A 21,431-nucleotide genomic window follows, 5' to 3' on the forward strand; every position below is an offset into this window, starting at 1 on the left:
GGGCGCCCGGGGCGGCGGACCCGCCCCGGGCAGGCCGGGGCGGGGGCCGCTACGACAGCTGGGACTGGACCTCGGAGGCGATCAGTTCCAGGTGATCGAGGTCGCTGAGGTCCAGCACCTGGAGGTAGATCCGGCGGGAGCCGGCCTCCTGGTAGCGGCCGATCTTGTCGACGACCTCGGCCGGGGTGCCCGCCAGGCCGTTGGCCCGCAGCTCACCGACCTCGCGGCCGATGGCGTCGGCCCGCCGGGCGAGTTCGTGCTCGTCCTTGCCTACGCAGACCACCAGGAGGTTGGAGCAGAGGATCTCGTCCGGGTCCCGGCCCTCCTGCTGGGCGGCCTCCCGCACCCGGCCGAACTGCGCGGCGCTCTCCTCGGGCGAGAAGAAGGAGGCGTTGTACTCGTCGGCGTACCGGGCGGCGATCCGCGGGGTGCGGCGGGGGCCCCTGCCGCCGACGAGGATGGGCAGCCTGGCCTGGGCGGGCTTGGGGAGCGCGGGGCAGCCGGTGAGCTCGTAGTAGGTGCCGTGGAAGTCGTAGGTGCTGCCGGTCTCGGTGGCCCACAACCCGGTGATGATCTCCAGCTGCTCCTCGAGCCGGGCGAGCCTCTCCTTGGGGAAGGGAATGCCGTACGCCCTGTGCTCCTCCTCGAACCATCCCGCGCCCAGGCCGAGTTCGATCCGCCCGCCGGACATCTGGTCGACCTGCGCGACCTGCACGGCGAGGACGCCGGGAAGGCGGAACGTGGCGGCGGTCATTAGGGTGCCGAGCCGGATGCGGCGGGTCTCCCTGGCGAGCCCGGCGAGTGTGATCCAGGCGTCGGTGGGGCCGGGCAGGCCGTCGACGGAGCCCATCTTCAGGTAGTGGTCGGAGCGGAAGAAGCCGTCGAATCCGAGGGTTTCGGTGGCCTTGGCGACAGTCAGGAGCGTGTCGTACGTGGCGCCCTGCTGAGGCTCGGTGAAGATGCGCAGATCCATGCCTCCATCCTGCACGGTCGGTCGGGTGAGCCGATCACGGCCGGTCGGGTGAGCCGATTGGTATGACCGCGGCAGTGACCGAGGCGGGAGGAAGATCGTTGCCCGCACGGAGCCGGAACGCCCGGCACCCGCGCCGGCGGACGACGCCGGGGCGTCACTGTGCCGGCCCGACGGGGCCGGGGCCGAGGAGGCCGATATGCCGGAGGAGACCGGACCGCTGGCGGACGGAGGCCCGCTGCGGGACGAGAGGTCGCTGCGGGGCAAAGGCCCGCTGCAGGACGGGGGGCCGCTGCCGGCCGCTGGTGGTTTGTCGCAGCCGAAGGGCCTGCTGCAGCAGATGGAGGAGTTGATGGCCGCGCTGAACGCGGACCTGTCGGCGCTGAACGCTGATCTGCGGACGGCGGCCGTGGGCCGCCGCGGCGGCGCCGAGGAGGGCGGCGCGGGGCCGACGGGCGGCACCGGGCCATCGCGCTGAAGAGACGCAGGGGCGGGCCTGGGAGCCCGGGGGCCTGGTGGCCTGGGCCCGGGAGACCTGAAGGTTGTGAGCCGAGCAAGTGGAGGACCGGGCCCGGGAGCCTGCCCCGGAGCTTCCGGATCTCAGGGCCTTCTCTCAGGGCCTTCTCTCAGGGTCTTCTGCCTCGACTGGCCGATGTGCGGCGGCCGTCGCCGTGCGGGGGGGCGGCCGGTGGATCCGGTGAGCGGTGGTCGGCGGGCCTCCCGGCCAGGGATAGGGAGTCACCCCGCCTCCCGCTCCGGTAAGGACTCGTCGCGGTCGGAGAGTTTGCGCAGCATCTCCAGGACGCGGTCGCGGGACTCGTCCGCCGCGTCGATGGCCTCCATGCACTGCCAGTAGGTCGCCTCGTCGTCCGCCGCGCAGGCGAGGCCGACCAGGGCCATGCCGACCTCGCCGAGCAGTCCGCCCAGGTCGGTCAGGGACTGGCGGGCGTCGCCCAGCTCGGTGAGCTGCGCCGCCCTCAGCTCCCCGGGGGCTATCACGGGGGTGTTCAGGACCCCGCAGCCGCGGCCCGCAAGCTCGGTCAGCCCCAGCGCCTCGCCGCGCAGTTCGGGTGGTCCGGCGACGGCGAGGCGGCTGCCCACCGCCTGCGCGAGCGCCTGCGCCTGCCACACCTCGGTCAGCAACTCCGGAGCGCCGCCGCTCGCGGCCAGCGCTCTCCTGCTCCTCACGATGAGCCGCACAGCATCCATGCGCTGCCCCCGACTGTCCGACGCGCTGCCCACGCGTCCACCCGAACTCCCTTGTCCACTACCCAGAGTGAGGTCACCTGAGACAAAAAGCCAGAGGAAGACGGAAATGAGCGGACAACAATTCGAACTCAGCGCTTGATTCCACTACGGAGTGTACAAGCGGAGTGCTCAACTCCCCACGCTCGAGGGGTGGCTACGGCGCCGGACGGGCGACTGGCGACGACTACGGCGCAGGAAACCGGTGCTCGTTCCGCTCGATCTTCGCCGCCAGCGCGGCCAGCGGATCGATGCCGAGGACCTCGCACAGCTGGAGGAGGTACGCCAGCACATCGGCGACCTCGTCGGTGACCCGGTGCGCGGTGTCCGGGTCGTCCATCACCCGGGCCGACTCCTCGGGCGTCGACCACTGGAAGATCTCCAGGAGTTCGGCGGCCTCCACACTGAGGGCGGAGACCAGGTTCTTCGGCGTGTGGTAGGGCTCCCAGCGCCGCGCGGCGGCGAACTCGGCGAGGCGCTGCTGGAGTTCGGCGAGGCCGGGCACCGGGCCGCCCCCGGACGCGCGGTCCGCGGGTGCCGTAGGTGCAGTGGATGGTTCCGCTGGTGCCGTGGATTCCGTGGGGCCCGTAGGAGTGCCCGAGGGGGCCCCGGAGTTCGCGGGGTCCTCGGAGTTCGTGGGGTCGCGGTGATCAGTCACGGTCCAGGTGTACCACCGTCACGCCCTCCGCCCCCGCCGCCCAGGAGGCATCGCTGACCGCGCCGACGAGCCGGATGTGCCCGCGGACGCACATCCGCACCGCAAGGCCCAGCAGGGCGGCGCGCTGGGCGCGGTCCAGGCCGCGGTCGAAGTCGTCCGCCAGCACGGTCAGGGTCTGCAGCGCGTCCGGGACCTCACCGGCCGCGTCCACCTCCAGCACACCGGGGCCGGTCAGCAGCACCAGGGCGAGGGCGAGATGCCGCAGCTCGCCGTCACCGAGCCGCTCGATGCCGGTGCGGATGCCGTTGCCGCGGTCGAGCAGGGCGCGGACCCGTCCGTCTCCGCAGGGCTCGGCGAGCAGATCGGCGACCGGCCCCGCGCACCCCTCCCGGAGGGCCTCGACGAGCAGCCCGTGCCGCCGCCCGCACTCCACACGGGTACGGGCCAGCACGGCGGCGAGGTTCTCACAGCCGCCCAGGAGACGGCCGGTGCCGAGGGGCACGGGCCCGCCCATGCGGTCGGGGCGGGGATCGCAGGCGAAGACGGAGCGCAGCGCCACCAGCATCTGCTCGGCGGCGGCCAGCACCCTGCGCTGCCCCGGCGTCGTCCCGGCGACCCGCAGCGGCAGCAGCGCGGTGCCCAGCCGGTCGTCGGGCAGCAGGCCCCGGGTGACCTCCGCACCCGCCGTGTGCCAGGCCGCCTGCACGACCCGGCGACGCGGGTCGCGCAGCGCGGAACCCAGCAGGACGAGCCCTCCGGCGGTGAGCCGCTCCCCCACGATGCGCAGCTCGGGCTCGGCCTGCACGGCCACCTCCAGCCGCACCGGCCCCTCGGGCCCGTCGGCCGCACACCCGATCCTGAACCCCCGCCGCCCCTGGGCATCCGGCCGCGCCCCCTCGGGCACCAAGGCCTCCGGCTCGCGGAACACCTCCCCCAGCTCGGCGCCTCCCGCGAGCCGCGCCAGCGCCTCGTACGCCCGCAGCGCGCTGCTCTTCCCGCTCCCGCTGCGTCCGGCGAGCAGTGTCAGCGCCCCGAGCCGCAGCCCGGTCCTCCGGTGCCGGGTGAACGCGGTCAGCACCAGCTCGCTCACATACGGCCGCAGCGGCCGCGTCACGGGCGTCGCTCGAGCGGGGACGGAGGTGGCGGGCGCGTCAGGAGCGGGAACGGAGTCTGCGGCAGCACCCGGGGCCGCCGGGTCCGCGACCGGCCCGCCGGACGTGGCGGACGGACGGCAGGGACCAGGAACGGAAGGGGACGAAGACACGGTCATGGCGGGACGCTAGACCGCCGCCCGCCGGGCGAACCGTTCCGCTCACGCACGCTTCCTACGAACGGGCGGGCGGCCCGCTCACCCGCTCGCGCCCCCCGCTCCCGCGCACGCCCGCTCCGGGCTCCCGGGGCGGCCCGGATCCGCTACGCCCCCGGGACCTCGACCCCCTCCATCAGCCCGGTGACCTCCGTGCCCGCCGGGGTCAGCAGGAAGACGTTCCGGTCGACCCGGTGCATCCCGCTCGCCAGGCCGAAGACGACCCCCGTGCTGAAGTCCAGGACGCGCTTGGCGACCTCGGTCTCCGCGCCGGTCAGATCGAGCAGGACGGGGACGCCGGCCATCAGCGTCTCGGCGACGTCGCGGGCGTCCGCGAACACATTCACACGCAGAACGACGAAGCGGCGCCGCGCCTCCGTCTCGGCCTCCGGAACGGACCGGTGGTCGACCGCGGACGGCCAGGCGTCCCGGCCCCGCAGCGGAACGACCTGGGCGAGCCCCTCCCACTGTTCGTCGGTGACATCGTGCCTGTTCACCGGCATGCTCCGTCCTCGGTCGTCCTGAGTGTCTGCATCGGGCAATTCTTACGCATGGTCACCCGTTCGGCCCAACACCGACACGCTCCGCCAACGGGGCGGGACACCGTGCCAGGAAGGATCGGCGAAGCGTTGACCCGGCCCCGTCGATCGGCTTCGCTGACGGGCATGACGGGTGGAACGAACGACGCGAGTGACCCGGGTGCACCGGGTGAAGCGGGTGAACCGGTCCTGGCCTTCGCCACGCGGGAGGACTGGGAGAAGTGGCTGGAGGAGCACCACGCCGGGGCCCGCGGGGTGTGGGTGAAGATCCCGCGCAAGGGCGCGGGAGGCACCGGCATCGACTACGCCACGGCGCTGGAATCGGCCCTGTGCTTCGGATGGATCGACGGCCGGAAGAAGAAGCTGGACGAGACGCACTGGGTGCAGCGGTTCACTCCGCGCCGGCCGCGCAGCAAGTGGTCGCAGATCAATGTGAAGAAGGCGACCGCGTTGATCGAGGCGGGCCGGATGCGGGAGGCCGGACTCCGTGAGGTGGAGCGCGCCAAGGCGGACGGGCGCTGGGAGGCGGCGTACGCGAGCCCGAGCAGGGCGACGGTTCCCGACGACCTGCGCGCCGCCCTGGACGCGGCACCGCAGTCCGCCCGGGACTTCTTCGACTCCCTGGACAGCCGCAACCGCTACGCCATCCTCCACCGCGTCCAGGACGCCAAGCGCCCGGCCACCCGGGCGGCCCGCATCGAGAAGTTCGTGGCGATGCTGACGGCGGGAGAGAAGCTCCACCCCTGATCGTGACAGGGATCGGGGCCGGGCGGAACGGTCGCCGATCGGCGAAGCCGGTCCGGACGGCCGAGCCTCCGTCCGGACCGGCTTCGCCGGTCAGCCCCCGGTGAGCCTGTCTGCCGGCAGGTCAACCGGCGACGATCGCATCCGCCGCGGCGACACCGCAGACGCGGGCCGCGCCGTGGGTGGTGATGTGCAGGGCGCCGCGCGGGGCGGACTGGGGGATGCCCATCTCGACGACAACGGTGTCCGGGGCGGCGCCCAGTAGCGTGTCGAGGGCCCTGCCCATCCAGCCGTGGCGGTGTTCGTCGCGGACCACGGCGACGATCCGGCGGCCCGCGGCGGCCTTGAGGGCCTCGGCGCCGGCGTCGGGGCCGGAGAAGCGGCCGACCTCGGTGCCGGGGAGGCGCCGTTGGAGTTCCGCGCCGACCCCCCAGGGGGTCTCGTCGCCGACGGCGATGTTCGCGGCCGGGGTGAAGGTGGCCACGAAGACGGGCGCGGTCAGCGGGGCCGTGGGCCTGGTGCGGGTCACGGTGACGGCGCGGCGGGCCGCGGTGAGGCCGATGTCCGGGCGGGGCTCGAGGGGCGGGGCGGCCGGGGACCGGCGGGCGTCGGCCGTCCAGGCGGCCAGGGCGCGGACCCGGGCGGCGGCGTCGGCCAGCCGTTCCTCGGCCAGTTCGCCGGAGCGTACGGCGCCGACCAGGGCGTCCCGCAGGCTGAGCACCGTGTTCTCGTCGCACAGCCCGCCGCCCACGCAGATGGCGTCGGCACCCGCGGCGATGGCGAGGACGACGCCGTGCTCGAGCCCGTAGGTGCCGGAGATGGCCTGCATCTCCATGCCGTCGGTGACGATGAGCCCGTCGTAGCCGAGTTCACCGCGCAGCAGGCCGGTGAGGATGCGGCGGGAGAGCGTGGCCGGGCGGTCGGGGTCGAGGACGGGCACCCGGATGTGGGCGCTCATCACGGCCCGGGTGCCGGCCTCGATCGCCGCCCGGAACGGCCTGAGTTCGCGCTCGTGCAGCGTGGTGGTGTCGAGGTCGATCTGCGGGAGCGCGTGGTGGGAGTCGACGCTGGTGTCGCCGTGCCCGGGGAAGTGCTTGGTGCAGGCGGCGACCCCGGCCGCCTGCATGCCCTCGACGTAGGCGGCGGTGTGCCGGGCGACCAGGTCGGTGTCGGCGCCGAAGGAGCGTACGCCGATGACCGGGTTGTCGGGGTTGGCGTTGACGTCGGCGGAGGGCGCCCAGTTGAGGCTGACCCCGCAGGCGGCGAGCCGGCGGCCCAGCTCGGCGGCCACGTCCCGGGTCAGCGTCACGTCGTCGACCGCGCCGAGGGCGTGGGCGCCGGGGAACGAGGAGCCGGTGCGCACCTCCAGACGGGTGACGTCGCCGCCCTCCTCGTCGATGGCGACCAGCAGTTCGTCCCGCTCGGCCCGCAGCGCGGCGGTCAGCGCGGCGACCTGCTCCGCGTCGACGATGTTGCGGCCGAACAGGGCGACGGAGACGAGTCCCTCGCCGAGCCTGCGGCGCACCCAGTCGGGCGGTGTGGTGCCGGTGAAGCCCGGCTGCAGTACGGCCAGGGCGTCCCGCGTGAGAGTGTCGGTGCCGGTGGTGGTGGCTGTCATCGGGTGGCGTTATCCCTTCACGGCGCCCGCGGTCAGGCCGCTGACGGCCCTGCGCTGCAGGAAGACGAAGAGGATCAGGATCGGGACGGCGAACAGCGACGAGGCTGCCATGGTCGCTCCCCAGTCGTCACCGAACTGGGTCTGGAAGCTGGACAGCCACAGCGGGAGCGTCTTGGCCTCGGCCTCCTTGTTGAGCACCAGCACGAGCGCGAACTCGTTCCAGGCGGTGATGAATCCGAACAGCGAGGTGGACATCAGGCCGGGGGCGAGCAGCGGCAGGATGATCCGGCGGAACGCCTGGACCCGGGTGCAGCCGTCGACCATCGCCGACTCCTCCAGCTCCTTGGGCACGGCGGCGACGAAGCCGCGCAGCGTCAGGATGGTGAAGGGCAGGATCATCATCGTGTAGAAGAGCGTGAGCGGCACCAGGCTGTTCAGCATCGAGGCGTCCCGCACGATCATGTACATAGCGATGATCATGACTTCCCAGGGCGCCATCTGGGCCAGCATGAAGCCGATGATGAATCCGCGTCGCCCCTTGAACCGCATCCGGGCCAGGGCGAAGGAGCCGGCCAGCGCGATGATCAGGGAGAAGGCGACGGCCAGGACGGTGACGGTCAGCGAGTTGGTCACGTACGTCCAGAAGTGTTCGACCTCGGTGGCCGTGCGGAAGTGCTCGAAGGTGACGTCCACCGGGATCCAGACCGGGTTCTCCGCGATGATGTCGCCGGTCGGTTTGAAGGCCGTGGCGAACATCCAGTAGACGGGGAAGACGCAGCCGATGAACAGGACGACGGCCGTGACATTGGGCCACAGGCGGCCGAAGAGCGAGCGCTTCACAGCTCGTCCTCCTCTTGCTTGAGCACGATCCGCAGGTAGTAGGCCGTCAGGCCGAGCAGGATCAGGATGGTGAGCACGGCGATGGCCGCGCCCATGCCGTAGTGCTGGTTGCCGACGCCCTCGATGTAGGCGTAGACGGGCAGGATCTCGGTGAGCCGGTCGGGGCCGCCCTGGTTGAAGGTGTACACCTGCACGAACGCCTTGAAGATCCAGATGATCTCCAGGAACGTCGTGGCGTAGAGGAACGGCCGCAGGAACGGCAGGGTGACGGTGGTGAAGCTGCGCCAGCTCCCGGCCCCGTCGAGGGCGGCGGCCTCGTACAGCTCGCTGGGGATGGTGGTGGTCGCCGCGTAGAGGTTGATCGCGACGAACGGGACGGACATCCACACGATCAGCACGGTGACCACGAAGAAGGTCGACATCTGGCTGCTGGTCCAGCTGTAGTCGGCCATGGAGTGCCAGCCGAGCTTGTCCAGGGTCCAGTTGACGACGCCGAAGCGCTGCGCGAACAGCCACTGGTAGACGGTGGTGGCGGCGACCACCGGCATGGCCCAGGCCAGGACCAGGCCCATCATCAGGGTGAAGCGCATCCGCCTGCCGAGCCGGGCGAGCAGCAGACCGACCAGGGCGCCCAGGACCATCGTCAGGGCGACGTTGACGGCGGTGAACAGGATCGAGCGGAGGGTGACCCGCCAGAAGTCCTCCCCGGTGAGGACCTCCTTGTAGTTGTCGATGCCGTTCCACTCGGTGACGTGCTGGATCAGCTGCGCCATGTTGAGGTTCTGGAACGACAGCAGCACGTCCTTCAGCAGCGGCCAGCCGAGCAGCAGCACGGTGGCCACGCAGGCGGGCAGCAGCAACAGGTACGGGACGAGCGCGCCGGCGCGCGACGCGGCTCGCGGGGTGGGCCTGCCGGGCCCCTCGTCGTCCGTCTTGCGGACGTCCACCGGGCCGGAGGGCGGCCGTTCGGTCTGCACGGTCATGCTCGCGATCTCTCTTCTCGACGTACTCGGCGGCGCACGCGGCACGCCGCGCGGCGGCGTACGCGGCCCACGCGGCAGCGCACCCGGCACGGACGGCTGCGGCGGCGTCCGGCCGCCCGGCGACCCCGCACCGGGACCGGCGGCGCCGCTCGCCTCCGCGACCGCCGATCCCCTGTCCGGGGTCGCCGGGCGGGCCGTGTCACGCGACGCGGGCGGGGGCCGTCCGGTGGCGGCCCCCGCCCGGCCGGAGCTGCTGCGCTGCTACTGCTGCTGCGCCAGCCGCTTGTTGAACTCGTCCTCGACCTGCTTGGCGGCCTCGGCCGGGGACTTGCCGTTCAGCACGGCGGTCATGTACGTCTTGACCGGGTTGGGCTCGTTCTCGACCGCGGCCCACTCCGGGATCAGCGGCGTGGTGCCGCCCACGGCGGCGGCCGGCGCGGCGGCCTCGGCGGGGGCGTTGCCCTCGAGGTTGCTCTGCAGCGACTCCTTGTTGGGAATGACGCCGTTGAGCTTGGCGAGCCGGCCCTCGAACTTGTCGGACAGGGCGAGCTTCAGGAACTCCTTGGCCAGCTCCTGCTTCTTGCTGCCCGCGGCGACCGCGAGGTTGGAGCCGCCGAGGAAGACACCCTCGGGCTTGTCGGCCGTGGCGCCCGGGATCGTGAAGTAGCCGATCTCCTTCTCGATCTTCGGGTTGGCCTTGGTGGCGATGCCGGCCTCCCAGCCCATGCCGATGAACGCGCCGGTCTTGCCCTTGGCGAAGACCTCACCCTGCTGCGGGGTGGCCTCGTCCTTGTCCTTGGGCGCCTTGGACAGCGCCTGGAACTTCTTGTACGTCTCCATGGCGGCGGCGACCTTCGGGTCGTCGAGGTTGGAGACGTACTTGTCGCCCTCCTTCTTGACCAGTTCGCCGCCCTCGCCGATCACCAGGCCGACGAAGTGGTACCAGTTCTGGCCGGGCAGGTAGATGGGCTCGGCGTCGGTCTTCTCACCGATGGTCTTCAGGGCCTTGTAGAACTCGTCGCGGGTCTTGGGGGTCTCCTTGATGCCCGCGTCGGCCCAGATCTTCTTGTTGTAGAGGACCACGCGGTTGGCGAAGTACCAGGGAGCCGCGTACTGCTTGCCCTCGTAGACGGACGACTCGTTGAGCGACTCGGTCCAGTCTGCGCCGATCTCCTTCTTGAGGTCGCCGAGGTCGGCGAGGCCACCGGTCTTGGCGTAGGCCGGGGTCTGGGTGTTGCCGATCTCGAAGACGTCCGGCGGGTTCTCCTCGGACAGCGCGGTGGTCAGCTTCTGCTGGATGCCGTTCCACTGCTGGACCTCGAACTTGACCTTCGCCTTGGTCTTCTTCTCGAACTCGGCGGCCAGGTCCTTCTGCCACTGGTCCGGCGAGGAGCCGTCCATCACCCAGACCGTGAGCGTCTCGCCGGCCCAGCCGTCCGCCCCGGCCTTCTTGTCGTCGCCGCTGTCGCCGCCGCACGCCGCGATGGAGACCATCATGCCCGCGATACCGATCGCGGCTATCAGCTTGCGCTTCACGCGCCACCCCTCCCTGAAGGAATGCCTAGAACACCCACGCGCTCGGCGGGCTGGGACCCGGCTTCCTCGAAATGGTTTAGACCAGCAAGGGGAGCTTGGCCTAGACCTATGGCTCTGTCAAGGGTCGCCACATCACCAGTGAGTGACGGCTGGAACACGCGATCCGGAGGGTCGAACTCCGCCCAGACACGGGCATAATGACCTGCCCAGCGAGGGTTGGACTAGACCAACTGGCGAGGCACGGTTATAACGGGACCGCCGAGCGTGCGGCGCCGAACCCGGTCGTCCGCCGACGTGCACCGCGGCTGGCCCCTGCCGTCCGCGCGCCGGACACACCAGCCGGAAGGCAGGTCATGACCACGGACGTCAGCACCGGGAGAACCGAGGCCGTCAGCAGCGGTGAACCCGAACGGGAGGCGCCCGGCGACACCGGCCGCGTCCCGAAGTACTACCGCATCAAACAGCGGTTGCTGCGGATGACCGAGGCCCGCCTACCGGGCACGGCGATGCCCGCCGAACGGCTCCTCGCGGCGGAGTTCCGCACCTCCCGCACCACCCTCCGCAAGGCCCTGCAGGAACTGGTCAGCGAGGGCCGCCTGGACCGCATCCAGGGCAAGGGCACCTTCATCGCCCGCCCCAAGGTCTACCGGACGCTGCAACTCACCTCGTACACCGAGGACATGCGCGCCCAGGGGCTGAGCCCTTCCTCCCAGGTGCTGGACATCGGCCACGTCCCGGCCGACGACCAGCTGGCCGCACTCCTCGAGGTGGAACCGGGCGCCAAGGTGCTGCGCATCGAACGTCTCCGCATGGCCGGCGGCGAGCCCATGGCCATCGAGACCACCCACCTCTCCGACGCCCGCTTCCCCGGCCTGCGCCGCAACCTCAGCCGCCACACCTCCCTCTACACCACCCTCGCGGAGGTGTACGGGGTCCGCCTGGCCGAGGCCGACGAGACCATCGAGACGTGCCCGGCGACCCCCAGGGAGGCCGCCCTCCTCTCCACCGACGTGGGCCTGCCGATGCTCCTGCTGTCCCGCCACTCCCGGGACTGCGCGGGCACGCCGGTGGAGTGGGTCCACTCGGTGTACCGGGGGTCGAGGTACCGGTTCACCGCGGTGCTCCGGCGGCCGGGGTCCTGAGCATCCGGGGGCGGGCAGACCATGCGGCCCGCGCGCTCGGCGGACTCTCAGCCGGAGAGTGCGGCGCGGTTTCAGGCAGAGGGTGCGGGGGGTCAGGCGGGGAGTGCCGCGGGGTTTCAGGCGGAGAACCTGGCGACATACGCGTCGAAGGGCTCGATGCCGGCCTCCGCGCGGCGTTCGTCCATCTTCTCGGGCTCCACACAGGGCCACGGAACGGGCACCCCGTCCTCCCCCACCCCGGCGATCTGGGTGCCGCAGATCTGCTCACGGCCCTCGTTGACCAGCGTGCGGTCGCGCAGGAAGGCCAGCTCACGCGGGCCGGCCGCGCCCCGGGCCACCGCCTGCTCCAGCAGCCGCAGGGCGCGGCGCTGCACATCGAGCTGCCGGTCGGCGTGCTGGGCGATCAGCCAGGCCGCGCGTGCGGCCTCCTCGCCGACGCGTTCCGCCGTGGGCCAGCCGTACTCGTCCATGATCTCGTTCAGCCGGTCGCCGTGCCGTGCGGTGAGCCTGCGCCAGGCCAGCTGCTCGGCGGGGTCGTCGCTGTTCGCCCCGGCCGCCGCACGGTGGTCGGCCGCGGCCATCTCGGCCAGTTCCACGGCGAGCGCGTCGAGGTCATGTGCCATTGCGGCTTCAACTCCCTTGCTCTGTCCGGCAGTTTTCCGGTTCGCCAGTCCGCTGTCCGTCAGCGCGGCGGCGATCAGCCTAGGGGGCAAAACCGGCGTAAAGATCATTCCGGAGAAGGGTGACAGGCGCCCCTGCGTGCGGGGAGAATGGATCTACCCCCTCCGCACCGGGCCGTCCCCCTCGTCCGGGTGCCACCGGGCGACGGTTTCCACCGATGAGTTCCACCGGGACCGGCGGTCCGTACTGAAAACGGACGCCATCCGAACACCCCGGAGGACACCATGGCCGCCACCTACACCTTCGACGTCTTCTCCAGTCTCGACGGCTTCGGGGCCGCCGGTGGCGACTGGACCGGGTACTGGGGGAAGCAGGGCCCCGAGCTGCTGGAACACCGGCTCGGTCTGTACGAGCAGCAGCAGCGGATGATCTTCGGCGCCAAGACCTACCGGATGTTCGCGCAGATGGTGGCCACCGCCGGCGAGGACTCCGAGTTGTTCGACCCCTGGGTGACCCGGATGCGGAACATGCCGGCCACGGTGATCTCGAACACCCTGGACGGCCCCCTTGACTGGCCGGACGCGACCGTGGTGAAGGGTGACGCCGTCGATGTCGTGGCGAGGCTGAAGAAGGAATCGGATGTGCCGCTGCGCTCGCACGGCAGTCTGTCGGTGAACCGGGCGCTGATGGCCGCCGGCCTGGTCGACCGGGTCCAGGTGACGCTCTTCCCGGCGATCACCGGCCGGACCGGCTTCGAACCGATCTTCCAGGGCGCCGAGGACTTCGACCTGGAGCTGATCGAGCACCGAACGCTCGACGGCCGCACCCAGGAGCTGGTCTACCGGCCGACGCTGCACGGCTGAGCCGGGAGCCCGTGCACCGGATCACTCTCCAGGGCTGGATCCGCGCAGGTCAGCTGCCGGCCGCGGCCTCCTTGCGGCGCACCGTCTCCTCGATCCAGACCGGGGCGTACGGGGAGGTGCAGCCGGGGGACGTCGGGTAGTCCTTGAGCACCTCCAGGCGCTCACCGATGGCGACAGCACGGGCCCGATGATCCGGGTGCTCGATGCCGATCCGTGCCAGGCAGTGGTTCATCGCCCACTGGAGGCGGTCCGGGGCGTCCTTCATCCCGGCCTCGATGACGTCGAGCAGCCCGTCCAGGCCGAGCCCCTCGGGCTTCTTCGCCACGCGTTCCGTGGTCAGCGCCCAGCCGGCGCTCGCCACCACCGGGTCCGGGTCGGCGAGCCAGGCCACGCGCAGGTCCTCGGCGTGCGGGCTCTTCTTCACCACGTAGTTCACGAGCCAGTCGTGCACCTTGGGGGTGCGCGCCGCGCGCAGCATGACGTCCAGCTCGTTCCGTTCGAACGCCCTCGGCCGGCAGATGAGCAGCGCGAGCAGCCTTGCCGCGGTGTCGCCCGTGGCCCACAGCTCACGGGCGAGCTCCTGCTGGGTCTTGAGCCGCTTGGCCAGGGCGCGCAGGGCGGTCAGGTTCACCCCGTGGTCGTCGCCGTGCCGCTCGTTCACCGCCCGCGCCCTCGGATCCTCCAGCGCGGCCAGCTCGGCCATCACCTCGGCCACCGTCGTCCCGGCCATGGCTCGCCTCCGTCCACCTCTGTGCGGGGCTCAGCCTACGCAGGGGAGCGGCCGGGCCCGGCAGGGATACGGATCGCCCCGACCCGGCAGGGGTGCGGATCGGCCTGACCCGGTAGGCGTGCGGATCGGCCCGCGTGTCATCCGTCGTGCCGGGTACTCCCCCGGCGTCCGGGACCGGTCCGCCGGGTGACCTTCCTGTGGGGGGTGGGGCGCCCGGCGGACCTTCGACCTGCGACTATCTTGTACATGTGCGCCGCCGCCGGGCTGCCGCGAGTGGAGATCCACCGGGCGGCCGGCACCCCGCCGGAGACGCACATTCCGATCGGGACGGGCGCCCCGGGGCGGCCGGCCATGACGGTCGAACGGCACGCCTGTCCCGCTGCGCCGCGCCAAGTGCTTCCTCACCCGCCGCTCCTACCGCGTGGACACCGGCCCCGACGAGCGGGGCGTGCGGCACCGCTCGATCCCTTCCGGCGACGAGACCGGCCGACTGCTGCGCGACGGCCGGCGGCTCGCCGGGTTCACCTCCACCGGCGACGGCAACGTCACCGTGGAGTGGCGGCCCGACGCCGTACCCGAGCCCCCCGACGCCACCCCGGGGTACGCCCTCGCGGCGCGTTCGGCACGGGGGCCGAGCCGACGTGGCGCATGGCGCTGGACGCGGTGCCGGAGCCGTGGCCGTGGCGTTCGGGGGACTTCGGCGGGCCCGTATCGTCCGGCCCTCACCCGTCCGGGTGCCGGTTCCCTCGGATGCCCGCGAGGCCATGCGGCCCGTCGGGCCCGGCCAGAGGCTGGGCCCATGCGAACCAGACCTGCGATATCCACTGCTGCCCTGCTCACCTCGTGCGTCCTGCTCTCCGCCTCCCTGGCCGCCTGCGGCGGCCGGGCCGGTGACGGCGCCACGCCCCGGGGTGGCGGAAGCGACGACGGCAGCGGACGGGTGTGGGGGCAGTCCCTGGACTGGAGGAACTGCTCCGCCCCGTCCGCCCTCCAGGGCGGCGGGGACGCCCCCCAGCCGCTGCCCGACGGCACCCGCTGGCAGTGCGCCACCATGAAAGCCCCGCTGGACTGGGACAAGCCCGAGGGCGAGACGATCGACATCGCCCTGATCCGCGCCCGCACCACCGCGTCCGCCGAGAACCGGATCGGCTCCCTGCTGTTCAACTTCGGTGGCCCGGGCGAGTCCGGAGTCGCCACCCTGCCCGCGCTCGCCGACAGTTACGAGAGCCTCCGCAGCCGCTACGACCTGGTCAGCTTCGACCCGCGCGGCGTCGGCAACAGCAACGGCGTCACGTGCCTGGACGCCGAGGCGATGCAGGAGCTGATGCAGCAGGACGACACCCCGGACGACGGCGACGACGAGATCGCCGCGCTGCTGAAGAGCAAGCGGGAGTACGCGGCGGCCTGCCAACGCGAGTCGGGCCGGATCCTGCCGCACGTGGGCACCGAGGACGCCGCCCGCGACATGGACCTGCTGCGGCACCTGCTCGGCGACCGGAAGCTGCACTACTTCGGCATCTCCTACGGCACCGAACTCGGCGGCGTCTACGCCCACTTGTTCCCCCGGCACGTCGGCCGGGCCGTCCTCGACGGCGTCGTCGACCCCACACAGAACCAGCTCGAGGAGGCTTTGGCGCAGGCCGAGGGCTTCCAGCTCGCCTTCGAGCACTTCGCCCAGTGGTGCGCCGGCAAGGGCTGCCCGCTGGGCGACAGCGTCGAGGAGATCGAGGCGCTGGTCATGGAATTCGAGGAGGAACTCGACGACGAGCCCCTGCCCCTCGGTGACGACCTGGCCCTCACCGGGTCGATGCTGCTCGACGCCGTCGTCCAGAGTCTCTACCTGGAGACCGCCTGGCCCGCCCTGGAGGTCGGCCTGCAGCAGCTCGCCGAGGGCAACGGCGACACCCTGTTCAACCTCGCCGAGGCCCTGGGCGCCGGCAACGGCGACGGCACCTGGAGCGACCAGCAGGACGCGCAGACCGCCATCACCTGCGCCGACCGCAGCGACCGCTACACCCCCGACCAGCTTCTGGAGCACGCAGCCGAGTTCGAGGAGGCTTCGCCGGTCTTCGGCGCCTCGATGCTGTGGGGTGCCATGGAGTGCACCGACTGGCCGGTCCCCGGCAAGGCCGAGCACCCCGACGTCCGCGCCCCGGGCGCGCCGCCCATCCTGCTCGTCGGCAACACCGGCGACCCGGCCACTCCCTACGAGGGCGCCGCACGCATGGCCGAGCAGCTCGGCAAGGGCGTCGGCGTCGAACTCACCTACAAGGGTGAGGGTCACGGCGCCTACAACTCCGGCAACTCCTGCGTCCAGCGCAACGTCGACGCCTACCTCCTGAAGGGCGAACTCCCCGCCCCGGGAACCGTGTGCGAACACGAGTCCCCGCTGGGCAAGTAGCCCTGCCCCAACCCGCCCTCGGCCCACGGCCGGTGGACGAACACCGCTGCGGAAACTGCCGCCCCTGACGCTCACCCCCCTCGGCTGTGCCGGGGAGCGTCAGGGGCGGGGCACGATCTGGAGGCCGAAGACGAGCGTTCCGGGGCCGGCCACGGCCGACGGCCGACGGCCGACCGCATCGCCGCCGAGCGCACCGAAAAGATCGGGTAAACCCGACCATCAGGTCTCGACCTGGCTGTCATGACCTGCGAGAACGCTCCGGATGCAAGGGACGCGTGCTGACTCTTCGGGCTCGATCCCCCTTCGGGGAACGGTGGTTGTGGTGTGCCGGATGCCTGGTCGCGGCCGTGTGGGCCGCTGTCTTCTCGTTGATCCCGGCGCCGCAGCCGCACCGGGTGTGGGGAGAGAGTGCCTGTGCGGGGTATCTCGGCGCGGCGGTGGCCGCGGCCTGGCGGTCGTCGAGGCGGCGTGGGCCGGCTGTCCCGGTCTGGTTCGCCGTCATCGGCTCCGTGGTCGCACCGCTCGTCCTGTCGCTGCTCACCGGCTCCGCACAGAGCGAGGTCGGCGTGATGGAGCGGGCCGGACTGCTGACTGTGCGTCAGGCGACGCCGTATCTTCCGGATCCCGGCTCGGTGGCCGAGGTGACTCCGCGCAGCTCCAGCGCCGCCCTGAGCCCTTCGTCGCGGAAGCCGGGCGGCATCCGGACGTCGGTGACTACCACGTCCGGGCGGTCGGCGTCCACGGCGCGCACCAGTTCGCCGGCGGTTCCGTCGGCGGCCGTCACCTGGTGTCCGGCGCGGGACAGCAACTCCGCGAGTCCGGCGCGCAGCAGGACCGCGTCCTCGGCGAGCACTACCCGGAGCACGGCACCTCCAGACGCAGTTGCGCGGGTCCGCCGGCGGGACTTGTCACGACGAGTCTTCCTTCCAGAAGGGCCACGCGGTCGGCGAGTCCCTGCAGTCCGGCCCCGGCGGCCGGGTCCGCACCGCCGCGCCCGTTGTCGGTGATGAGCAGGGTCAGGGTGTCGTCGTGCAGGCGGCCGACGACGGTGATCCGGTCCGCACCGCTGTGCTTGGTGGCGTTCGTCAGAGCTTCGGTGACGGTGAAGCATGCGGTGGCCTCGACGGCCGCCGGCAGCCTGCGCGGCAGGTCGATGTCAACGGTGACCGGGACCGGGTTGCGCAGGGCGAGTCCGGCGACGGCGGCGGGCAGACCGTGGTCGGTGAGGACCTGAGGGTGGAAGCCGCGCACCAGGGAGCGCAGCTGATCGAGGGCCTGGCGGGCTTCGTCACGGGCACGGGAGACGAGGGGTGCGGCCGGGGAGTCCTGGCCCCGCAGCTCCGTCTCGGCCAGGCCCAGGGTCATGGTGAGCGCCAGGAGCTGCTGCTGGGCGCCGTCGTGCAGATCGCGTTCGATGCGCCGCCGCTCCGCCTCGAAGACGTCGATCAACCGGGCCCGGGAGCGGGTCGGTTCGATGACGCGCGAGCGCAGGTCCTCGTCGCGCGCCGGCAGCGGGGCCCGGGCGACCCGCACCTGCGCGCCGGTGAGCGCTCCGCCCAGGTAGGCGGAGAGGAGCAGCCCGAACAGGCCCGCGGCGGTGCCCGGCAGGGCGGCCACGGGCTCCGCCATGGGACTGCCGGGCACCGGCATGACCGTGTCGGGCGCGATCGCCCACACGATCACCGGTGTCGCCGTGAGGATCGCCGGCAGGGCGAGCAGGGCGGCCGAACCGGTCCCCGTGGCGGTGAAGACGACGCCGAGGGTGAGGGCGTAGCCGGGTTCCCGCCAGGTGGCCCGCTCGCGCAGCCGGGTGCGCAGCCGGGGCCAGGCCCCGGTGCCGGGCAGGGAGCCGTGGGGATCGAGCAGGGGTTCCGGCTGGACCAGCCGGAACCGGCGCCGCTCCAGGGCGGCCACGGGAATACCGGAGACCGCGAATGTCATCAATACGAACAGGCCGACTCCGAGCACGGACAGGCCGACGCCCAGCAGGAGCAGCGCCGCGAGCACCAGAAGGACGGCGAAGCCCAGGACGGTGCCGCTCAGCAGGAAGGCCCAGCAGCGCAGGGGCCAGAGCGAGAAGGCGAAACGGAGAGGATGCCGCCGCATGGCTTCCCAGAAGGCGACGGTCATAGGTGTGCGTCCTCCGGATCGTGCGCCCGCGGGTGGTCGTGGTCCACCGATCACCCTGTCCGGGCGCCGACCGGCGGTCGGGCCGGACAACGGGCAGAGACGGCACGCCGGGTGAGCGCTCGAACACTCTCGGTTCAGATCATGGGCTTCGAGAGCCGGCCGGCGGCCGGTGCCCGACCGCGGTCCTGCCTGCTCCTGCATCATGGGCAGTGCGGAGGACACTGCGACGACGACTGTGACTTCGGAGAGGTTGGCATGTCCGACAAAGGCAGTGTGGCCGCTGCGCGTAGCGCCTACGGCCCGCCGGGCTCGTGTGTGCTGCTCAAGCACGGCGAGATCTTCCTCAAGGGCCGTAACCGCCACCGGTTCACCGAGCAGCTGCACGACAATCTGCGGTACGCGCTGCGCGGGATCGGCGGCTCGACATGGATCAAGAAGGCGGGGAACGTGACCGTCATCGGCGGGCAGGTGCCCCAGGAGGCTCTGGTGGAGCGGGCCCGCAGGGTGATCGGCTTCAGTTCGGTGGAGCCGGCCGTGCGGGTGCCCAGTGATCTGGACGCCATCACGGCGGCGGCTGTCGACGTGCTGCGCGGGTCCCGCGAGGGCACCACCTTCGCCGTGCGGACCAAGCGGCGGAACAAGCGGTTCCCGCTGAGCTCGTTCGAGGTCGACGCCCGCCTCGGGGCCGCACTGCTCGAGCAGGTTCCGGGGCTCCGGGTGGACCTCGACCGGCCGGACGTCACGCTGGCCGTGGAGATCGACCGCAAGGAGACCTACCTGTCCTGGCGGCGGATCCCGGGCCTGCGCGGCCTGCCCGTCGGCTCCAGCGGCCGCGCGCTGGTGCTGCTGTCCGGGGGCTACGACTCCCCCGTGGCCGCGCACCGGGCCATGCGGCGGGGCCTGGCCTGCGACTTCGTGCACTTCACGGGCGCGCCGTACACCAACCCCTCCTCCATGTACAAGGCATACGCCCTGGCCCGTGAGCTGAACCGCTACCAGCAGCCCGGGAACCTGTACGTGATCGCTCTCGGCAAGGCGCAGAAGCAGCTCGCCGTGGCCGGGGCCGGACGGCTGCAGGTGGTGGCCCAGCGGCGGCTGATGGTGCGCACCGCCTCCGCGCTGGCCGCCCGTACCGGTGCCGAGGCACTGGTGACGGGCGACAGCCTGGGGCAGGTGGCGAGCCAGACGCTGGCCAACATGGTGGCCGTGGAGGAGGCGTCGGACCTGCCGGTGCTGCGGCCGCTGATCAGCTGGGACAAGCAGGAGATCATCGACGAGGCGACCACCATCGGCACCGCGGGGATCTCGGTCCTGCCGGACGAGGACTGCTGCAGCCTGCTGACCCCGCCCCGGGTCAGCACCCGTGCCCGCCTCTCCCAGCTGCACTCCGTGGAGAAGCGGCTCGACCTGGAGGAAGCCGTCGAGGCGATGGTGGAATCCGCCCAGGTGTTCACGCCGGTGGCCGAGGAGGCGGCCGCGGAGACGGAGGAGCGGAGCCCGGCTCCGGTGTGATCCGGGAGCTTCTCCTCTGCGGTGCCGCACCGTCCGGCCCTGCGGCGGCCCCGCGGGGCGGCACGGTCTGCCCCGCGGAGGCGGCACGCCTGCCCCGCGGAGGCGGCACGGGCCGCCCCGCGGGTGCTCAACCGCTCGCGCACGGTATCCGGACGGATCGCGGTCTCGGCTCCCCGTACCGCCTGACCCGGGCAGGTCGCGGCCCTCAGCTGCCCGTGCTGCGGCGCGGCGGCGTGAAGGCGTACGGGTCGAGGATCTCGGGGCAGGGCGCCACGCCGGGACCGCCCGCCCGTACCCAGGCGGCGATGTCCTCCGTGGCGTCCGCGTCGTTGACCAGCCCCAGCCACACCGGCCGGGCGCCGGCCGCCCGCCCCGCGGAGGACGGCTGCACGACCACGACATTGGCCTGATCGCACACGTCCAGGCAGGCCGAGACGCGCACCGGCGCCTCGCCGCGCAGGCGTGCGGTCTGGGCCGCGTGGTCGACACCGGTCACCTTGGCGGTGCCGCAGCAGCAGTCCCGGCACACCACGATCCGGCACGGCACACCGAAGTCCCCTGGCCCGTCCGCCCCTGCCCCTGCTCCTGCCCCTGCTGTCGAGGCCTCGTCCGCTCCGGACGCCTGGTCGCCCCTGGTCCCGGGCACGCCGGACCACCACCCTCTCCCCGGGGAGATCCGCCCCGGTGTCCACGGAGGTGGCGACGACGTGAGTCTCCTGGCTCTCGGGTCACGGCTCACCCCGGCCTTCCCGCCCTCGGTGGGAGCGGTGGCGCGAAGACCGCGCGAGGTGCACACGTCTCGGACGGCCCCATCAGTCGCCCCCCGGTGCCGGGCCGCCGGCAGGCGGAGGGTGAAGACCGAGCCGGCGCCGGGTCGGCCGCTCGCCTCGGCGGTGCCGCCGTGCGCGGCCGGCAGGTGGCGGACGACGGGCAGGCCGAGGCCACTGCCGCCGCCGGGAGGGATCATCCGGCCGGCCCGGCGGTGCTCGCGGGCCGGCCTGCGTGTGCGCAGGTGACGAGGTGTTTCCCGTTTCCCGGCCGCAGAGGCGACAGACACGGCTTGACCGGCCTGCCACGGGCGGCGAAGCCTGTCGGTGAACGCGCTGCGCAACTGATCGGCAGCATTGAGTGATCGGCGGAGCCGGCAGCCGTCGGCGTCCGGGCAGGAGGAAGCGCACCATGGGTCCTTGTCACGTTCCGCCCACCCACGACCCGGAGGTCATCAAGACCGTCTACGCGGTCGGCCGCCGGCTCGGCGTGTCCGACAAGGTGATGCTGGCCGGGTTCGAGGCCGGCTGGGTCGAGTCACACATGAACAACCTTCCGTGCGGCGACCGCGACTCGCTCGGCGTCTTCCAGCAGCGGCCCAGCCAGGGGTGGGGCACGCCCGAGCAGATCATGAACGTCTCGTACGCCGCGGAGCAGTTCTTCGTCCGGGCGGTGCGCGTGGAGCAGCAGTTCCCCGGGCTCACCGCCGGGCAGACGGCGCAGAAGGTCCAGCGGTCGGCGTTCCCCGAGCGCTACGACCGGGCGGAGGCCAAGGCCAGAGCCCTGCTGGAGGAGGCGGCGCGGGCCGTGGGTCCCGGCCGGTCT

General features: G+C 72.3%; 19 protein-coding genes and 3 pseudogenes. 7 read left to right on the plus strand and 15 right to left on the minus strand.

The window, feature by feature from the left end; genetic code table 11:
* Positions 1 to 49: 49 nt before the first annotated feature.
* Entirely contained in the window at positions 50 to 973 is a 924-nt protein-coding gene (locus HCJ93_RS27095) for an LLM class F420-dependent oxidoreductase (RefSeq protein WP_167998464.1), read from the minus strand.
* A gap of 271 nt (positions 974 to 1,244) precedes the next feature.
* Between HCJ93_RS27095 and HCJ93_RS27100 the strand changes: the two genes are divergently transcribed.
* Positions 1,245 to 1,448, plus strand: coding sequence for a hypothetical protein (locus HCJ93_RS27100; protein WP_167998483.1), 204 nt, complete (start codon positions 1,245 to 1,247; stop codon positions 1,446 to 1,448).
* A 260-nt stretch (positions 1,449 to 1,708) separates the two neighbouring features.
* Here HCJ93_RS27100 and HCJ93_RS27105 read toward each other — a convergent pair whose 3' ends face one another.
* From HCJ93_RS27105 to HCJ93_RS27120, 4 genes are all read right to left on the minus strand, one after another.
* Positions 1,709 to 2,179: a DUF6099 family protein gene (locus HCJ93_RS27105; RefSeq protein ID WP_167998465.1), complete on the minus strand. Its 471-nt coding sequence runs from the start codon at positions 2,177 to 2,179 to the stop codon at positions 1,709 to 1,711.
* A 223-nt stretch (positions 2,180 to 2,402) separates the two neighbouring features.
* Positions 2,403 to 2,720 (minus strand): nucleotide pyrophosphohydrolase, encoded by a 318-nt coding sequence (locus HCJ93_RS27110; RefSeq protein WP_167998466.1) that lies wholly within the window; start codon positions 2,718 to 2,720, stop codon positions 2,403 to 2,405.
* Positions 2,721 to 2,865: 145 nt separating this feature from the next.
* The gene (locus tag HCJ93_RS27115; RefSeq protein WP_309141517.1) at positions 2,866 to 3,987 is read right to left on the minus strand and encodes an AAA family ATPase; all 1,122 of its coding nucleotides are present in this window, start codon (positions 3,985 to 3,987) and stop codon (positions 2,866 to 2,868) included.
* Positions 3,988 to 4,286: 299 nt separating this feature from the next.
* On the minus strand, positions 4,287 to 4,682 hold the full coding sequence (locus tag HCJ93_RS27120; RefSeq protein WP_167998467.1) for a cell division protein SepF: 396 nt from the start codon (positions 4,680 to 4,682) through the stop codon (positions 4,287 to 4,289).
* A gap of 162 nt (positions 4,683 to 4,844) precedes the next feature.
* Here HCJ93_RS27120 and HCJ93_RS27125 point away from each other — a divergent pair, with 162 nt between their 5' ends.
* The gene (locus tag HCJ93_RS27125) at positions 4,845 to 5,465 is read left to right on the plus strand and encodes a YdeI/OmpD-associated family protein (protein ID WP_167998468.1); all 621 of its coding nucleotides are present in this window, start codon (positions 4,845 to 4,847) and stop codon (positions 5,463 to 5,465) included.
* Between the two features lie 121 nt (positions 5,466 to 5,586).
* On the opposite strand, the gene HCJ93_RS27130 is transcribed toward HCJ93_RS27125, so the two are convergent.
* From HCJ93_RS27130 to HCJ93_RS27145, 4 genes are all read right to left on the minus strand, one after another.
* A complete protein-coding gene (locus HCJ93_RS27130) occupies positions 5,587 to 7,080 on the minus strand; it encodes a glycoside hydrolase family 3 protein (protein ID WP_167998469.1) in 1,494 nt (497 codons plus the stop codon).
* A gap of 9 nt (positions 7,081 to 7,089) precedes the next feature.
* On the minus strand, positions 7,090 to 7,920 hold the full coding sequence (locus HCJ93_RS27135) for a carbohydrate ABC transporter permease (RefSeq protein WP_167998470.1): 831 nt from the start codon (positions 7,918 to 7,920) through the stop codon (positions 7,090 to 7,092).
* The gene (locus HCJ93_RS27140; RefSeq protein ID WP_167998471.1) at positions 7,917 to 8,903 is read right to left on the minus strand and encodes a carbohydrate ABC transporter permease; all 987 of its coding nucleotides are present in this window, start codon (positions 8,901 to 8,903) and stop codon (positions 7,917 to 7,919) included. The genes HCJ93_RS27135 and HCJ93_RS27140 overlap by 4 nt, the downstream gene beginning before the upstream one ends.
* A 261-nt stretch (positions 8,904 to 9,164) precedes the next feature.
* A complete protein-coding gene (locus HCJ93_RS27145) occupies positions 9,165 to 10,439 on the minus strand; it encodes an extracellular solute-binding protein (RefSeq protein WP_167998472.1) in 1,275 nt (424 codons plus the stop codon).
* Positions 10,440 to 10,792: 353 nt separating this feature from the next.
* On the opposite strand from HCJ93_RS27145, the gene HCJ93_RS27150 reads away from it, so the two are divergent.
* Positions 10,793 to 11,581, plus strand: coding sequence for a GntR family transcriptional regulator (locus HCJ93_RS27150; protein WP_167998473.1), 789 nt, complete (start codon positions 10,793 to 10,795; stop codon positions 11,579 to 11,581).
* Between the two features lie 116 nt (positions 11,582 to 11,697).
* On the opposite strand, the gene HCJ93_RS27155 is transcribed toward HCJ93_RS27150, so the two are convergent.
* Entirely contained in the window at positions 11,698 to 12,204 is a 507-nt protein-coding gene (locus HCJ93_RS27155; protein ID WP_167998474.1) for a DUF6624 domain-containing protein, read from the minus strand.
* A gap of 282 nt (positions 12,205 to 12,486) precedes the next feature.
* On the opposite strand from HCJ93_RS27155, the gene HCJ93_RS27160 reads away from it, so the two are divergent.
* Positions 12,487 to 13,065: a dihydrofolate reductase family protein gene (locus tag HCJ93_RS27160; RefSeq protein ID WP_167998475.1), complete on the plus strand. Its 579-nt coding sequence runs from the start codon at positions 12,487 to 12,489 to the stop codon at positions 13,063 to 13,065.
* Between the two features lie 49 nt (positions 13,066 to 13,114).
* Here HCJ93_RS27160 and HCJ93_RS27165 read toward each other — a convergent pair whose 3' ends face one another.
* Entirely contained in the window at positions 13,115 to 13,795 is a 681-nt protein-coding gene (locus HCJ93_RS27165) for a DNA alkylation repair protein (RefSeq protein ID WP_167998476.1), read from the minus strand.
* Positions 13,796 to 14,594: 799 nt separating this feature from the next.
* Between HCJ93_RS27165 and HCJ93_RS27170 the strand changes: the two genes are divergently transcribed.
* A complete protein-coding gene (locus HCJ93_RS27170; protein WP_167998477.1) occupies positions 14,595 to 16,196 on the plus strand; it encodes an alpha/beta hydrolase in 1,602 nt (533 codons plus the stop codon).
* 649 nt (positions 16,197 to 16,845) lie between these two features.
* Here the strand turns inward: HCJ93_RS27170 and HCJ93_RS27175 are convergent.
* Together HCJ93_RS27175 and HCJ93_RS27180 are read right to left on the minus strand one after the other, a co-directional pair.
* Positions 16,846 to 17,061, minus strand: a pseudogene (locus HCJ93_RS27175) (response regulator transcription factor); the annotation flags it as partial.
* A complete protein-coding gene (locus HCJ93_RS27180) occupies positions 17,049 to 18,326 on the minus strand; it encodes a sensor histidine kinase (protein WP_167998478.1) in 1,278 nt (425 codons plus the stop codon). The pseudogene HCJ93_RS27175 and the gene HCJ93_RS27180, both read right to left, overlap by 13 nt.
* A 255-nt stretch (positions 18,327 to 18,581) precedes the next feature.
* On the opposite strand from HCJ93_RS27180, the gene thiI reads away from it, so the two are divergent.
* A complete protein-coding gene (thiI, locus tag HCJ93_RS27185; RefSeq protein ID WP_167998479.1) occupies positions 18,582 to 19,838 on the plus strand; it encodes a tRNA uracil 4-sulfurtransferase ThiI in 1,257 nt (418 codons plus the stop codon).
* A gap of 205 nt (positions 19,839 to 20,043) precedes the next feature.
* On the opposite strand, the gene HCJ93_RS27190 is transcribed toward thiI, so the two are convergent.
* Complete coding sequence (locus tag HCJ93_RS27190) at positions 20,044 to 20,385, minus strand: (2Fe-2S) ferredoxin domain-containing protein (RefSeq protein WP_309141519.1); 342 nt, start codon at positions 20,383 to 20,385, stop codon at positions 20,044 to 20,046.
* A gap of 297 nt (positions 20,386 to 20,682) precedes the next feature.
* Positions 20,683 to 20,805: pseudogene (locus tag HCJ93_RS30275) on the minus strand (ATP-binding protein); the annotation flags it as partial.
* A 212-nt stretch (positions 20,806 to 21,017) separates the two neighbouring features.
* Between HCJ93_RS30275 and HCJ93_RS27195 the strand changes: the two are divergent.
* Positions 21,018 to 21,431, plus strand: a pseudogene (locus HCJ93_RS27195) (hypothetical protein); the annotation flags it as partial.

It is taken from the genome of Streptomyces composti (assembly GCF_012034205.1).
Taxonomy (GTDB): domain Bacteria; phylum Actinomycetota; class Actinomycetes; order Streptomycetales; family Streptomycetaceae; genus Streptomyces; species Streptomyces composti.

Excerpts from the sequence above, each read along its gene's own strand:
- HCJ93_RS27095 (WP_167998464.1), bottom strand. The coding sequence starts at position 973 with ATGGATCTGCGCATCTTCACCGAGCCTCAGCAGGGCGCCACGTACGAC.
- HCJ93_RS27105 (WP_167998465.1), bottom strand. The coding sequence starts at position 2,179 with ATGGATGCTGTGCGGCTCATCGTGAGGAGCAGGAGAGCGCTGGCCGCG.
- HCJ93_RS27120 (WP_167998467.1), bottom strand. The coding sequence starts at position 4,682 with ATGCCGGTGAACAGGCACGATGTCACCGACGAACAGTGGGAGGGGCTC.
- HCJ93_RS27125 (WP_167998468.1), top strand. The coding sequence starts at position 4,845 with ATGACGGGTGGAACGAACGACGCGAGTGACCCGGGTGCACCGGGTGAA.
- HCJ93_RS27130 (WP_167998469.1), bottom strand. The coding sequence starts at position 7,080 with ATGACAGCCACCACCACCGGCACCGACACTCTCACGCGGGACGCCCTG.
- HCJ93_RS27140 (WP_167998471.1), bottom strand. The coding sequence starts at position 8,903 with ATGACCGTGCAGACCGAACGGCCGCCCTCCGGCCCGGTGGACGTCCGC.
- HCJ93_RS27150 (WP_167998473.1), top strand. The coding sequence starts at position 10,793 with ATGACCACGGACGTCAGCACCGGGAGAACCGAGGCCGTCAGCAGCGGT.
- HCJ93_RS27155 (WP_167998474.1), bottom strand. The coding sequence starts at position 12,204 with ATGGCACATGACCTCGACGCGCTCGCCGTGGAACTGGCCGAGATGGCC.
- HCJ93_RS27160 (WP_167998475.1), top strand. The coding sequence starts at position 12,487 with ATGGCCGCCACCTACACCTTCGACGTCTTCTCCAGTCTCGACGGCTTC.
- HCJ93_RS27165 (WP_167998476.1), bottom strand. The coding sequence starts at position 13,795 with ATGGCCGGGACGACGGTGGCCGAGGTGATGGCCGAGCTGGCCGCGCTG.
- HCJ93_RS27170 (WP_167998477.1), top strand. The coding sequence starts at position 14,595 with ATGCGAACCAGACCTGCGATATCCACTGCTGCCCTGCTCACCTCGTGC.
- HCJ93_RS27180 (WP_167998478.1), bottom strand. The coding sequence starts at position 18,326 with ATGACCGTCGCCTTCTGGGAAGCCATGCGGCGGCATCCTCTCCGTTTC.
- thiI (WP_167998479.1), top strand. The coding sequence starts at position 18,582 with ATGTCCGACAAAGGCAGTGTGGCCGCTGCGCGTAGCGCCTACGGCCCG.